Below are 13,195 nucleotides of genomic sequence, written 5' to 3'. Positions count from 1 at the left end.
TGGCCGCTGGAAAGTTGGTAAACCAAAACTATGCGGTGGGGGTCTTTTTATTCTTGTTCGGACTTCAACTCAAACATGCTGGTCGCTTCCATTTCCAGCACCAGCTCATCACGCTGATTGAACACATTCCAATTCCAGCGAATGATGCCCAGATCTGAACGGCTGCTGGACACACGCTTGGACACCACCGTGGCCTCCAGACGGATTGAATCACCGGCTCGCACAGGCAAGACCCAGCGCAGACGCTCCAGACCGGGCGAACCAAAGGACTCGGAATCGTGCAAGGCAGAATCCACGGCCATGCGCATGGTTTTGCCACAAGTGAGCCAACCGCTGGCGATCAAACCGCCCCAATGGCCTTCTTCGGCCTGCTTGTCGTCAATATGAAAGGACTGCGGATCGTATTTCTGGGCAAATTCCAGCATTTCTTCGCGAGTCACAGGGACAAGTGGGTGCTTGATGACCATACCCACTTCAAATTCAGCAAATTTCATGTTGTTGTACAACGAAAAAAGCCCCCACGCTGCGCCTTCGGCTTGCTGCCCCCCGAGGGGGAGTTTTTGCCTTGGGGCGGCCCGGCGACAAAAAAAAGCCCCCACGCTACACCTTCGGCTTGCTGCCCCAAGGGGGAGCTTTCACCTTGGGACGGCCCGGCGGCAAAAAAGATCGAGAGCGCCACTCTACCATCTCTGCCAGAATTTGCAGCCCCTGCCCCTACTGCGCCACAAACCGCAGCAAACTGTCCACATCCGGTATCAGGAGAAGCCAGCCTGTGCGTCTTATACCAATCTATGGCATAAAGAGAGTTTCCTGATTACTAATTACCTGAGCGCCCGGTTTGTTCGGGGCTATGCACAACCAAGGCTATGACAACACTCGATTCATCTTTGCAATTTGCGAGCCTGACTCAGGGCTCACAAGCCATTGAACTGGAATATCAACGCATTTTCCCCGAGCGGGTCGCGGCCCCTTTGCTGGTGTTTCTGCATGAGGGTCTGGGTTCGATTGCCATGTGGAAAGACTGGCCGGCACAGTTATGCGAACAAACCGGCTGTAGCGGTCTGATGTACTCACGTTACGGATATGGCCGCAGTACCCCGCGCCCCGACAATAGCCCCAAAGAGCCCGACTATCTGCACGAACAGGCACTGGACGTACTGCCGCAATTGCTGGAACAAGTGGGCGAGGACGGCCAAAAGCGCCCGATTATGCTGGTCGGCCACAGCGATGGTGGCTCGATTGCCCTGCTGGCAGCCAGCGGCTTTGGCGACAAGCTGCAAGGCATTGTGGTGATGGCCCCGCACCTGTTTGTGGAAGACATTTCCTTGCGCGGCATTCTGGTCGCCCGCGAAGCCTACGAGCAAGGTTTTTTACGCGAGCGACTGGCACGCTATCACGATGATGTGGAGTCCGCCTTCTGGGGGTGGAACGCCACCTGGACGGAACCCCAATTCCGGGACTGGAATATCGAAGAGGACGTCAGCCGCATCACCTGCCCGATTCTGGCCATTCAGGGCGTGGATGATGAATACGGCACGCTGGAGCAAATCCGTCGCATCAAGAAGCTGGTGCCGCACACGGAGCTGCTGGAGCTGGAGCAATGCGGTCACCTGCCCTACCGGGATAAGGAAGCGCAGGTGAACCAGGCAATTGTGGACTTTCTGAAGCGAACAGCCCGCTAAACAGCGAACTCACCCAGTCTCTAAGCTCAGTCCCTAAAGCACACACGCCTACTAAACAGCAGCCTTACTCAAAGGCGGCGGCTGCTCGGCCCAGGCGGTCATTGACCGCCTGCCAGTCTGGCGTATCCGGGCAACGCTGCACCCAAATATGCTGATACTGGCCTTGGTCCAGACGACGCAACATGGCGTACAAATCCTGGGCATAAAGCTGCGCATCCGGGCTGCACACATACCAGTCGTGTACATCCGCCGAAAAAGGCGGCAAAGAGGCAAAGGCAACAATGGCCTGCTTGCCCCCTTCGGCCAAAGCAGCCTGCACCGTTGGCGCACTGCTTTCATCAAATAAGGACAAAGGCGTACGGGGCGCATAATGCGCTTTCAAGCTGCCCGACACTTGCGGGGCTTGTTGATCCGGACTGGCGGGTTCGTAGCCGATGACCTCGGCAATCATGGCTGCCGTGATATGGCCGGGCCGCAACAGCACCGCACCCACGCCTTGATGGGTACGCGAGACGTCCACAATGGTGGACTCTATACCCACTTCCGACGGGCCCGCCTCCACAATCAGCAGTTCCTCTGCACTCATGTCCGCAAATTCATCGCGCACATGCTTGGCGGCCGTAGGCGATACCTGACCAAACTTGTTGGCCGAAGGCGCCGCCACACCGGCCTGACCGCTGGGCTTGAGTTCTGCCATGCGCTTGAGCAAGGCTTGAGCCACCGGATGGGAAGGACAACGAATACCAATGCTGCTTTGCCCGCCACTGACCGTATCCGGAATAGCCGGATTGCGCGGCAAGATCAGCGTCAAGGGACCCGGCCAGAAGGCATCAATCAATTGCTGCGCCACGGGCGGAATATCCGTCACCCAGTAACGCAGGTCGGCACCCGGGGCCACGTGCACAATCAAGGGATGATTCGCAGGGCGGCCCTTGGCCTTGTAAATCAGTTGCACTGCAGCCGGGTTTTCTGCATCCGCGCCCAGACCATAGACCGTCTCGGTTGGAAAGGCCACCAGCCCCCCTTGTGCCAGCACACGGGCGGCTTGCTCTATCTGCTGCTCGGAAGGGCTACGGGTGGAATCACTCATGATCAAACGCGATACGCAAGGCAGCGGCGGCTCGGGCAGTGCGTTCACGCACTTGCTGATCCGACTCGCCCACAATATTGACGTGACCCATCTTGCGGCCAACACGGGCCTCGGCCTTGCCGTACAGGTGCAAGGACACGCCAGGCACAGCCAGCAAGGCAGCCCAATCAGGTTCACGCATCTGGCCCTGTTCATCAAACCAGATATCGCCCAGGATGTTGAGCATCATGGAAGGACACAAAGCGCCGGTGTCACCCAGGGGCAAAGCCGCCATCACACGAGCCTGCTGTTCGAACTGGCTAGTGACGCAAGCATTCATGGTGTAGTGACCGCTATTGTGCGGACGGGGAGCCACCTCATTAGCCAACAAACGGCCATCTTCCAGAATGAAAAACTCCACACACAAGACACCCACGTAGTCCAGCGTACGGGCGATAGCGGCAGCCGCCTGACGGGCCTGCTCGGACAAGGCATCATCCTGAAACTGGGCGCTGATGGTGGACACGGCCAAAATGCCATCACGGTGCTCATTACGGGCACATGGGAAGGTTTTGACCTGATCGTCCAGGCCACGAGCCAGGACAACCGAAATTTCGGACTTCAAGGGTTGCAGGGCTTCCAGCACACAGGCCTGAGAACCGAACTCCTTGAAAGCAGCCAGAGCCTGTTCACGGTCTGCTACACGAGCCTGGCCCTTGCCGTCGTAACCAAAGCGTGCCGTCTTCAAGATACCGGGAAACAAGGCGCTGTCAGCGGCCTGCAAATCGTCCAGACTTTCGATGGCCGCATAGGGGGCCACCGGCACACCGGCCTGCGCGATAAAGGCTTTTTCACGAATACGATCCTGCACAATGCCTACGGCATCACCAGACGGTGTGACTCGTGTGTGCTGGGCCAAGGTCAGCAAGGACTGCGCCGGGACGTTCTCGAACTCGGTACTGACGGCTTGGCACAAGTCCCCCAGACGGGAAAGCGCTTGTGCGTCATCGTAGGCCGCACAGATATGCAGATCCGCCACTGCGCCTGCAGGGCTAAGGGTGTCCGGGTCCAGCACGGCCACCTTGTAGCCCAGGCTTTGGGCGCTATGGCAGAACATGCGGCCCAGTTGGCCGCCTCCAATCATGCCCAGCCAGGAGCCAGGGACCAGAAGGGCAACATCAGTCATGGGGGTCATCATCACAAAATAAAATCAGGCAGTAGCAGGAGGAACACGCATAGCTCGGGCGGCCTCGGTCTGGCGGGCACGGTACGCAATCAGTTTTTCAGTCAGCACAGCATCGTTGACCGCCAGATTGGCAATCACGTGCAGCGCGGCATTGGCAGCACCAGCCTCGCCAATGGCGAAGGTGGCAACCGGCACGCCCTTGGGCATTTGCACAATCGACAGCAGGGAATCTTCACCGCGCAGGTAGCGCGAAGGTACAGGTACGCCAAACACGGGCAAGTGCGTCAGGGCAGCCAGCATGCCGGGCAAGTGAGCCGCGCCGCCTGCACCGGCAATAATGGCTTTCAGGCCACGGGCCGGAGCCTGGGCACCATAGTCCACCATATCAATCGGCATGCGGTGGGCAGAAACCACACGGCACTCATAGGACACGCCAAATTCGTCCAGAATGGCCACAGCCTGGCTCATGACATCCCAGTCGCTGGAGGAACCCATCACAATGCCCACTGTGGGGGCCGCAGGAGTTTGTACGCTCATTAGAGATACGCCCTAAAAGGAAGAAGGCGCCATGCTGCCGGGCGCCTTGGTAAATAGAAAAACAGCAGGGTCCATCCAATGATGGGTTTTCCGGCGAGGCAGACTTTGCTCTGCCCATCGCCCTCCCCAAAAGCCCGGCTCGCTGTGGCAAAGTCGTCCAAGGACATGCAGCCGCTTGGCACCCTGCGAAGGACGAGCAGGCAGCTCGTTTACGGCGAGCGCCTGTCCGGGCTGTAAACCGTTCACGCTGTCAGGCGTTCCAGGGCTTCACGGTATTTGTCAGCCGTACGCTCGGCCACCTCAGCAGGCAAGCGAGGAGCGGGTGGCGTCTTATCCCAAACCTGGGTTTCCAGCCAATCGCGCACAAATTGCTTGTCGTAAGACGGTGGGCTGATGCCTTCGGCATAGCTGTCGGCTGGCCAGAAACGCGAGGAATCCGGGGTCAGCACTTCGTCCATCAAATGCAGCTGGCCTTGATCGTCCAGGCCAAACTCAAATTTGGTATCGGCAATCAGAATGCCACGGCTGGCCGCGTAGTCGGCAGCTTCGGTGTACAGACGCAAGGTCACGTCACGGATCTGCTCGGCCAGTTCCTGACCCACTTCCTTGACCACGTGGGCGAAATCCACGTTCTCGTCATGCGAGCCCATTTCGGCTTTGGCAGCCGGCGTAAACAGCACATGAGGCAGCTTGGCCGCTTGCTTCAGGCCAGCCGGCAAGGTGATGCCACATACCGCGCCGGTAGCCTGGTAGTCTTTCCAGCCCGAACCAATCAGATAACCACGAGCCACGGCTTCCACCATGATGGGCTTCAAGCGCTTGACCACCATGGAGCGGCCTTCCACTTGGGCGCGCTCTTCAGGCGCCACCACATCAACCGGGTTCACGCCCGTCGTGTGATTAGGGATGATGTGCGCCAGCTTGTTCAGCCAGAACTCGGTCATCTGCGTCAAGACAGCGCCCTTGCCGGGAATGGGGTCGTCCAGAATCACATCGAATGCCGAAATGCGATCACTGGCCACAATCAACAACTTGTCCTCACCCACCGCATACATGTCCCGAACTTTGCCGCGCGCGAGTAGCGGCAGGGAGCTCAGGCTGGATTGATGTAAGGGCTCTTGCACGATTTCATCCTTAAAACGAAAACATCCCGCTGACTATGGATGCAGGCGGGACGACAATCCCGGCGCCTGCGGCACCGGGCAAAGACGCGGAGACCGGGGCGGGCAGTCGTGCTGCCCACTCCTGCTCCGCCTGACAAAATTACTGAACGATCTGGGACAACTCGCCGGTGCTGTACTGGCGGGCGATTTCCTGCAAAGGAATGGCCTTGATCTTGGAGGCCTGACCGGCGGCACCAAACTGCTGGTAGCGGGCCACGCACACTTTCTTGGCGGCTTCGCGAGCAGGTTTCAGGTATTCGCGTGGGTCGAATTTCTCCGGGTTTTCGAACAGGAAACGACGGATGGCAGCGGTCATGGCCAAACGGATATCGGTGTCGATATTGACCTTGCGCACACCGTACTTGATGGCTTCCTGAATTTCTTCCACAGGCACGCCGTAGGTTTCTTTCATGTTGCCACCGAACTGGCGGATTTCAGCCAGCAGTTCCTGAGGCACGCTGGAGCTGCCGTGCATGACCAGGTGAGTATTGGGCAAACGACGGTGAATTTCTTTCACGCGCTCGATGGACAAAATGTCGCCGGTAGGCTTGCGGGTGAACTTGTAAGCACCGTGGCTGGTACCGATGGCGATGGCCAGTGCATCCAGTTGAGTGCGTGTCACAAACTCAGCGGCCTGCTCGGGGTCGGTCAACAACTGGTCCAGAGTCAGAACGCCGTCAGCACCGTGACCGTCTTCCTTGTCGCCCTGCATGGTTTCCAGGGAACCCAGGCAGCCCAGTTCGCCTTCAACGGTCACGCCCAGCTTGTGAGCCATTTCGACCACTTTGCGGGTAACTTCCACGTTGTATTCAAAATCGGCAATGGTCTTGCCGTCGGGCAGCAAGGAGCCGTCCATCATCACACTGGAGAAACCCAGTTCGATGGCGCCTTTGCAAATCTCGGGGGACTGGCCGTGGTCCTGGTGCATCACCACAGGGATGTTGGGGTAGGACTCGACAGCAGCTTCGATCAGGTGACGCAGAAACGCTTCGCCTGCGTATTTACGGGCGCCGGCCGATGCCTGCATGATGACGGGGCTATCCGTCTCCGAGGCGGCTTCCATAATGGCCTGGACCTGCTCCAGGTTATTGACGTTGAACGCTGGAATACCATAACCGTGCTCGGCCGCGTGATCGAGCAGCTGGCGCATGGAAACTAGGGCCATGAGAAGACCTCCTGAAGACTAAAATAATTGAAAAACTTGGCCGGGCACGGTTCCGTGCACAGCCGATTGTTTGTAAGCGTATTAACTGGCGGTCCGACGCGCCGACTTGGGGCGGAACGCATTGACCACATGCTCGTGAGTTTGTGCGTAAGGTCCACCAATCAGGTCGATGCAATACGGGACTGCTGCAAAAATACCCGGCACCAATACTTGTCCGGTTTCTGAATCCCGTAATCCTTCCAGAGTTTCCTGAATGGCTTTGGGCTGCCCAGGCAGATTGATAATCAGAGCAGCGTGGTCCTGAATTTCTCGGATGACCGCAACTTGCCGCGACAAAATCGCTGTTGGTACGAATTTTAAACTGATTTGACGCATCTGTTCACCGAAACCGGGCATTTCGCGCGTTCCAGCGTCCAGAGTGGCCTCCGGCGTCACGTCGCGACGCGCCGGACCAGTGCCACCGGTAGTCAAAATCAGGTCGCAACCCGCTTCCACCAAGTCGACCAGGGTGTCAGTAATCTGGGCACGCTCGTCGGGAATCAGCCGTTCCAGATAGGCAGGCGCTACCGTCAAGGCGGAGTCCAGCCAGCGGCGCAGCGCCGGTATGCCTTGATCCTGGTACTGTCCGCTGGAGGCGCGATCTGAAACCGACACCAAGCCGATACGCAATTGATCCGGATGCTCGCGGGGAGACTGTCGATTGAATGTCATGCTTTTCCTTGGAAGCGAAATAAACTACAGGCCCTGAACGGGCCTGCCAATAGCACGATTGTAACGAATCGCAGTGGGGCTTAAATACAACGGCCGCCGTCTACTTCGATGCAAGTGCCTGTAATGAACTCGGCCTCGTCCGAGGCCAGATACAGCGCTGCCGCTGCCACGTCCTTGGGTGTGCAAAAACGTCCCAGCGGAATTCCCGCCAAGAAACGGCTGCGGTTTTCCGGCGTATCGGGCATGCCCATGAACTGTTCCAGCAACGCCGTGTCACCAATCACCGGATTAATGCAATTCACCCGGATATTGTCCGGCCCCAACTCGGCCGCCATACCCTTGCTGATCGTTACCACCGCGCCCTTGGTGCCGTTGTACCAGACCAGTCCGGGGCGCGGACGCAAGGCGGCGGTAGACGCAATATTGATGAAAGAGCCCGAGCCCTGGGCGCGCAGATACGGCACAAAGTGTTTGGCGGTCCAGTAAATGCTTTTCACGTTGACGGCATAAACCAGATCGAACTCGCTTTCGCTGACCTCCAGCAACGGTTTATTGCGATGCGTGGTGCCCGCATTGTTCACCACAATATGCAGCCCACCGCATTCGCGCAGGGCAATATCCAACAGGGCATGAACTTCGTCCCCTTGCGAGACATCGCAAGCGGCAAAAATGGCCTGACCACCCTGTGCCTGAATCTGGGCCGCTGCGGCCTGCCCTTGCTCTGCATTCAGGTCGGCAATCAGTACACGCGCTCCTTCGCGTGCAAAGCGCTGTGCAATGCCCAGGCCAAAACCCGATGCACCGCCCGTCACGATAGCCACTTTGTCTTGCAATCGCATGTTTGTCTCCTTCTGCTTTTTATATAGAAATGGCGGCATTGCGCCGCCATTGGTGAAACCTGTTTAGCGTTCAGCTGCCATGCTGCCAGAAAACCGGAGCCGCCACAGCCGCGCTAACCCCTAAATACCCCTACGATCAGCTGGCCGCATGACGTAGCGCAACCGTTTTCAGGGAAGTCAGGGCGTACAAGGCTTCAAAGCCCTTCTCGCGGCCTATGCCGGACTGACCGGTTCCACCAAAAGGCAGTTCCACCCCACCTGCCGCACCGTAATTATTCACAAAGACCTGCCCGGCTCGCAGTTGTCGGGCCATACGCACTTGACGAGCCCCGTCGCGGGTCCAGACCCCGGCCACCAGACTGTAAGGCGTGCCATTGGCCATGGCGATGGCTTCTTCCTCTGTACCGAAGGGCTGGGCCACCAGAACAGGACCGAAAATTTCCTCCTGGGCCAGACGATGCTCAACAGGCACATGGCCCAATAAAACAGGCACTTGGTAAAAGCCGCCTGCGGGGGCCTTGGAATCCAGCTTGCCTTGCGCCAGCACCACAATGCCGTCCTGGTCCAGATTTTCCAGATAGGAACGCACCCGCGCTTGCTGCTGCGCGCTGATCAGGGGACCGCAATCCAGATTGTCGCTGGCCGCCCCGGTCAGCAGCGCCTTGAAGGCTTCGGCCAGACGCTCGGTAAAGTCGCCATAAATAGCGCGCTGAATCAGCACTCGACTCCCTGCAGAGCAGGTCTGCCCTGCGTTCTGCACAATCGCATTGACCACGACCGGCAAAGCGGCATCCAGATCCGCATCCGAGAACACGATTTGTGGAGACTTGCCGCCCAGCTCCAAGGTGACCGGCACAAAATTCTGCGCTGCTTGCAAGGCCACCTGACGGCCTGTGCCGGGAGAGCCGGTAAAGGAAATGTGATTGATATCCGGATGAGCAGACAGAGCCTGCCCGGCTTCACTACCCAGCCCCGTGCAGATATTCAGCACTCCCGCTGGCAAACCCGCTTCGTGCAACAACTCGGCCACGCGCAGCAAGGACAGGCTGGCATCCTCTGCCGGTTTCACCACGCAGGTATTACCCGCAGCCAGGGACGCGGCTACGCTGCGCCCGAAGATCTGCAAGGGGTAATTCCAGGGGATGATGTGCGCGGTAACGCCCAAGGGTTCACGCAAGGTGAACGCCGTCATCTCCCAGCCCAGCGGGATGGTTTGACCATGCAGCTTGTCCACCGCGCCCGCATAGAACTCAAAATAGCGGACAATGGCAGCAGCATCGGACTGGGCCTGACGCAAAGGCTTGCCGGTATCGCGAGATTCCAGCCGCGCCAGCTCCTCTCGGGCATCAGACAGAGTTCGAGCGCAACGCAGCAATAACTGGCTGCGTTGGGCGGCCGTCAGACGGCTCCACGGCCCCTGGCTGGCACGTCGGGCGGCCTGTACGGCCCAATCAATATCCACCTCGGACGATTGCGCCAAGCGGGCGAAGGTCTCGCCTGTGGAGGGGTCGATAACCGGTAGCAAACCACCGCCCTCCGCGCCAAGTTGCTGTCCGTCAATCCAATTGCGACACTCCATGACCGCCTCCAATGCTATTGTTATCTCAGCCAATCGAGCTTTGCTCGAGATCATTCTACTCAAGGACCTGCTGCTTTGGACTCTCGACAACGTACTTTGCTCTTAGCGGGCGCTGGCGATCTGGGCACCCGCACCGGGATGCTGGCCCGCCATCACGAATGGCCGGTGATCGGCCTGCGCCGTCATGTTCCCCTGGACGATCACAGCGGGATCGAATGGGTGGAAGCTGATCTGAGCGAGCCCACCTCCCTGCGCCTGAAGCACCGTAAAATCACCCACGTACTTTACGCCGTCTCTCCCGACCAGCGTAGCCAGGCAGCTTACGAACGAGTATTTCTGCACGGCCTGGAAAACCTGCTCAACGAGCTGGACCTGAAAGTCCTGAAACGCTTTGTCTTTGTATCGTCCAGCGCCGTCTACGGGCCGAGCACTGAATGGGTGGACGAGAACTCGCCCACAGAGCCTACGCAATTCAATGGCCGAGTACTGCTGGAGGCCGAGCAGCTGCTGCACCACCGCATCCCGGCCCAAGCCGTCGTCATCCGCCCCAGCGGCCTGTACGGGCCAGGGCGTACCCAATTGCTGGACCGCCTGCGTGAAGGCCGTGCCACCGTGCCGGACGACCCGGAGCACTGGGCCAACCGCCTGCATATTGAAGACGCCGCGCGCGCCTGCTGGCACCTGCTGCGCACTCCCGCGCCCTTCCCTTGCTATATAGGTACGGACAGCCGACCTTACCGGATTACTGAGCTTTACGACGGACTGGCGGATCTGCTGGAAGTAGCCCACCCCGAACGGCGTCAGTCCACCGAAGGTGGCAAGCGCCTGAGCAACCAGCGACTGCTGGACAGCGGCTTTCAGCTGGACTGGCCCGACGCCCTACAGGGGTATGCACAGTTGATTAAAGATGGGGCGTAAACTTTCAGATCCAACAAAAAAGCCAGCCAACGTTCGTTGACTGGCTTTTTCTGACGAAGCAAAGACTGGCTTAAGCCTTGTCTTCCAACGCAGCCACGGCCGGCAAGCGCTTGCCTTCCAGGAATTCCAGGAAGGCACCGCCGCCCGTGGAGATGTAATCCACGTCTTCACCAATATTGAACTGGGCAATCGCTGCCAGGGTGTCACCACCGCCCGCAATCGAGAAAGCCTTGGAGCCTGCAATCGCACGCGACAGGGTTTCCGTGCCTTGTGCGAAGGCGGGGAATTCGAACACGCCCAGAGGGCCGTTCCAGACCACGGTGCCAGCCTTGGCAATGATGTCAGCGATCTGCTGAGCCGTTTGCGGGCCCACGTCCAGAATCATGTCATCGTCCTGGACCTGATCAGCAGCCTTGATTTCAGCCGCGGCATCAGCAGCAAAGGACTTGGCGCACACCACATCCACCGGGATAGGCACTTCTGCGCCGCGCTCTTTCATGATGCGGATCACTTCACAGGCTTCTTCCAACTGGCTTTCTTCCACCAGGGATTTGCCCACGGACAGGCCACTAGCCATCATGAAGGTATTGGCAATGCCGCCACCGACCACCAGTTGGTCAACTTTTTCAGCCAAAGCGCGCAGAATGGACAGTTTGGTGGACACCTTGGCACCACCCACAATCGCGACCAGAGGACGGGCAGGCTGGTTCAGGGCACGTCCCAGGGCCTTCAACTCGGCTTCCAGCAAAGGACCGGCACAAGCCACGGGAGCAAAGCGGGCGATACCTTCGGTAGTCGCTTCAGCACGGTGAGCCGTACCGAAGGCGTCGTTTACGTAAACGTCACACAAAGCCGCCATTTTGCGAGCCAACTCAGGATCGTTCTTCTTCTCACCCACATTGCAGCGGCAGTTCTCCAGCAAGACCACTTGACCGGGCGACACTTGCACGCCATCCAGCCAATTGCGACGCAGCTCAACGGGCATGCCCAGCAACTCGGACAAACGTTGCACCACGGGTTCCAGCGAATCCACAGGCTGGCACTCGCCTTCTTTGGGGCGACCCAGATGAGACGTGACCATTACTGCTGCGCCGGCATCCAGCGCCATGCGAATGGCAGGCACCGAGGCACGTACGCGCGTATCTTCGGTAATACGTCCGTCTTGCAGGGGGACATTCAGATCAGAGCGGATAAATACCCGCTTGCCTCGCAACGCGTCCGTTTCGGCCAGCGCAGACAAGGTCTTGATGCTTGTAGACATGATTTTTTGTTCTGGGAATTAACGTGACAGGGGCGGGAAATCCCGCCCCTGCTATTCAGATCTTACTTGGCCGACATCAGTGCGATGGTGCTGTCGAGCATACGAATGGAGAAAGCCCATTCGTTGTCGTACCAGGCAGCCACTTTGACCATATTGCCGCCGGTCACTTTGGTCAGCAGGGAATCAACCGTGCTGGAAGCGGTGGTGTGGTTGAAGTCGATGGAAACCAGAGGTTCGGTGCAGTAGTCCAGAATGCCCTTCATGGCGCCTTCCGAGGCGGCTTTCAGAATACCGTTCACTTCTTCAACGCTGGTGTTGCGGCTGGCCACGAAAGTCAGGTCAACCATGGACACGTTGATGGTGGGAACGCGCACGGCGTAACCGTCCAGCTTGCCATTCAGCTCTGGCAGCACCAGACCCACAGCAGCCGCTGCGCCGGTCTTGGTGGGGATCATGCTGCTGGTGGCCGAACGGGCACGGCGCATGTCCTTGTGACGCACGTCGGTCAGAACCTGGTCGTTGGTGTAAGCGTGGATGGTGGTCATCAGACCGCTGACCACACCCAGTTCCTTGTGCAAGGTAGCAACCAGGGGAGCCAGACAGTTGGTGGTGCACGATGCGTTGGAGATAACGGTATCGGTGCTCTTCAGAATGTCGTGGTTCACGCCGTACACGATGGTGGCGTCCACATCCTTGCCACCGGGGGCCGAGATGATGACTTTCTTGGCACCGGCTTGAATGTGCTCACCAGCCTTTTCCTTGGTGGTGAAAGCGCCGGTACATTCCAGCACTACGTCCACACCCAGCTCAGCCCAAGGCAGGGTCAGCGCATCGCGCTGGCTCAGCAGGCGGATACGGTCGCCGTTGACCACCAGATGATCGCCATCCAGCGACACATCAGCGTTGAAACGGCCATGCACGGAGTCATAGCGAGTCAGGTGTTCGTTGATCTCGGCACCGCCCGAGGCGTTGATGGCCACGATCTCGATATCGTGTTTTTTGCCGTACTCGTAGTGGGCACGCAAGATCATGCGGCCGATACGACCATAACCATTGATTGCGACGCGAATCGTCATGTCAGACTC

13 protein-coding genes are annotated in these 13,195 nt (G+C 58.6%); 2 read left to right on the top strand and 11 right to left on the bottom strand.

Annotation, left to right across the window (positions count from 1 at the left end; all coding sequences use genetic code 11):
• Positions 1 to 47 precede the first annotated feature (47 nt).
• Complete coding sequence (locus tag WFM49_RS07465; protein ID WP_022983440.1) at positions 48 to 494, bottom strand: MaoC/PaaZ C-terminal domain-containing protein; 447 nt, start codon at positions 492 to 494, stop codon at positions 48 to 50.
• Between the two features lie 372 nt (positions 495 to 866).
• Between WFM49_RS07465 and WFM49_RS07460 the strand changes: the two genes are divergently transcribed.
• Complete coding sequence (locus WFM49_RS07460; protein WP_336972616.1) at positions 867 to 1,682, top strand: alpha/beta fold hydrolase; 816 nt, start codon at positions 867 to 869, stop codon at positions 1,680 to 1,682.
• 64 nt (positions 1,683 to 1,746) lie between these two features.
• Here the strand turns inward: WFM49_RS07460 and WFM49_RS07455 are convergent, their stop codons facing one another.
• The 8 genes from WFM49_RS07455 to WFM49_RS07420 all read right to left on the bottom strand — a co-directional run bounded on the left by WFM49_RS07455 (position 1,747) and on the right by WFM49_RS07420 (position 9,931).
• Entirely contained in the window at positions 1,747 to 2,772 is a 1,026-nt protein-coding gene (locus tag WFM49_RS07455; protein WP_336972614.1) for an L-threonylcarbamoyladenylate synthase, read from the bottom strand.
• A complete protein-coding gene (locus WFM49_RS07450) occupies positions 2,765 to 3,946 on the bottom strand; it encodes a 5-(carboxyamino)imidazole ribonucleotide synthase (protein WP_031232980.1) in 1,182 nt (393 codons plus the stop codon). The genes WFM49_RS07455 and WFM49_RS07450 overlap by 8 nt, the downstream gene beginning before the upstream one ends.
• Positions 3,947 to 3,961: 15 nt before the next feature.
• Positions 3,962 to 4,474, bottom strand: a complete 513-nt coding sequence (purE, locus tag WFM49_RS07445) for a 5-(carboxyamino)imidazole ribonucleotide mutase (RefSeq protein WP_009455126.1) — start codon at positions 4,472 to 4,474, stop codon at positions 3,962 to 3,964.
• A gap of 242 nt (positions 4,475 to 4,716) precedes the next feature.
• Positions 4,717 to 5,598, bottom strand: coding sequence for a phosphoribosylaminoimidazolesuccinocarboxamide synthase (locus WFM49_RS07440; protein WP_009455127.1), 882 nt, complete (start codon positions 5,596 to 5,598; stop codon positions 4,717 to 4,719).
• Positions 5,599 to 5,737: 139 nt separating this feature from the next.
• Positions 5,738 to 6,802 carry a class II fructose-bisphosphate aldolase gene (fba, locus tag WFM49_RS07435; RefSeq protein ID WP_009455128.1) on the bottom strand — a complete coding sequence of 355 codons (1,065 nt, stop codon included), beginning with the start codon at positions 6,800 to 6,802 and terminating at the stop codon, positions 5,738 to 5,740.
• Positions 6,803 to 6,883: 81 nt separating this feature from the next.
• Positions 6,884 to 7,513 (bottom strand): molybdopterin adenylyltransferase, encoded by a 630-nt coding sequence (gene mog, locus WFM49_RS07430; protein WP_250756747.1) that lies wholly within the window; start codon positions 7,511 to 7,513, stop codon positions 6,884 to 6,886.
• Between the two features lie 80 nt (positions 7,514 to 7,593).
• Positions 7,594 to 8,352: an SDR family oxidoreductase gene (locus WFM49_RS07425; protein WP_009455130.1), complete on the bottom strand. Its 759-nt coding sequence runs from the start codon at positions 8,350 to 8,352 to the stop codon at positions 7,594 to 7,596.
• Positions 8,353 to 8,488: 136 nt separating this feature from the next.
• Positions 8,489 to 9,931: an aldehyde dehydrogenase family protein gene (locus tag WFM49_RS07420; protein ID WP_083054125.1), complete on the bottom strand. Its 1,443-nt coding sequence runs from the start codon at positions 9,929 to 9,931 to the stop codon at positions 8,489 to 8,491.
• Positions 9,932 to 10,006: 75 nt separating this feature from the next.
• On the opposite strand from WFM49_RS07420, the gene WFM49_RS07415 reads away from it, so the two are divergent.
• Positions 10,007 to 10,849: an NAD-dependent epimerase/dehydratase family protein gene (locus WFM49_RS07415; RefSeq protein WP_336972603.1), complete on the top strand. Its 843-nt coding sequence runs from the start codon at positions 10,007 to 10,009 to the stop codon at positions 10,847 to 10,849.
• Positions 10,850 to 10,919: 70 nt separating this feature from the next.
• On the opposite strand, the gene WFM49_RS07410 is transcribed toward WFM49_RS07415, so the two are convergent.
• Both WFM49_RS07410 and gap read right to left on the bottom strand, forming a co-directional pair.
• Positions 10,920 to 12,110 carry a phosphoglycerate kinase gene (locus tag WFM49_RS07410; protein ID WP_336972601.1) on the bottom strand — a complete coding sequence of 397 codons (1,191 nt, stop codon included), beginning with the start codon at positions 12,108 to 12,110 and terminating at the stop codon, positions 10,920 to 10,922.
• A 62-nt stretch (positions 12,111 to 12,172) separates the two neighbouring features.
• Positions 12,173 to 13,186, bottom strand: coding sequence for a type I glyceraldehyde-3-phosphate dehydrogenase (gene gap, locus WFM49_RS07405; RefSeq protein ID WP_336972599.1), 1,014 nt, complete (start codon positions 13,184 to 13,186; stop codon positions 12,173 to 12,175).
• Positions 13,187 to 13,195 lie beyond the last annotated feature (9 nt).

This window comes from Alcaligenes sp. PF14 (assembly GCF_037150615.1).
Classification (GTDB): Bacteria; Pseudomonadota; Gammaproteobacteria; order Burkholderiales; family Burkholderiaceae_B; genus Alcaligenes; species Alcaligenes phenolicus.
This window is presented reverse-complemented; position numbering and strand designations above follow the sequence as displayed.

Excerpts from the sequence above, each read along its gene's own strand:
- WFM49_RS07465 (WP_022983440.1), bottom strand. The coding sequence starts at position 494 with ATGAAATTTGCTGAATTTGAAGTGGGTATGGTCATCAAGCACCCACTT.
- WFM49_RS07460 (WP_336972616.1), top strand. The coding sequence starts at position 867 with ATGACAACACTCGATTCATCTTTGCAATTTGCGAGCCTGACTCAGGGC.
- WFM49_RS07455 (WP_336972614.1), bottom strand. The coding sequence starts at position 2,772 with ATGAGTGATTCCACCCGTAGCCCTTCCGAGCAGCAGATAGAGCAAGCC.
- WFM49_RS07450 (WP_031232980.1), bottom strand. The coding sequence starts at position 3,946 with ATGACCCCCATGACTGATGTTGCCCTTCTGGTCCCTGGCTCCTGGCTG.
- purE (WP_009455126.1), bottom strand. The coding sequence starts at position 4,474 with ATGAGCGTACAAACTCCTGCGGCCCCCACAGTGGGCATTGTGATGGGT.
- fba (WP_009455128.1), bottom strand. The coding sequence starts at position 6,802 with ATGGCCCTAGTTTCCATGCGCCAGCTGCTCGATCACGCGGCCGAGCAC.
- mog (WP_250756747.1), bottom strand. The coding sequence starts at position 7,513 with ATGACATTCAATCGACAGTCTCCCCGCGAGCATCCGGATCAATTGCGT.
- WFM49_RS07425 (WP_009455130.1), bottom strand. The coding sequence starts at position 8,352 with ATGCGATTGCAAGACAAAGTGGCTATCGTGACGGGCGGTGCATCGGGT.
- WFM49_RS07420 (WP_083054125.1), bottom strand. The coding sequence starts at position 9,931 with ATGGAGTGTCGCAATTGGATTGACGGACAGCAACTTGGCGCGGAGGGC.
- WFM49_RS07410 (WP_336972601.1), bottom strand. The coding sequence starts at position 12,110 with ATGTCTACAAGCATCAAGACCTTGTCTGCGCTGGCCGAAACGGACGCG.
- gap (WP_336972599.1), bottom strand. The coding sequence starts at position 13,186 with ATGACGATTCGCGTCGCAATCAATGGTTATGGTCGTATCGGCCGCATG.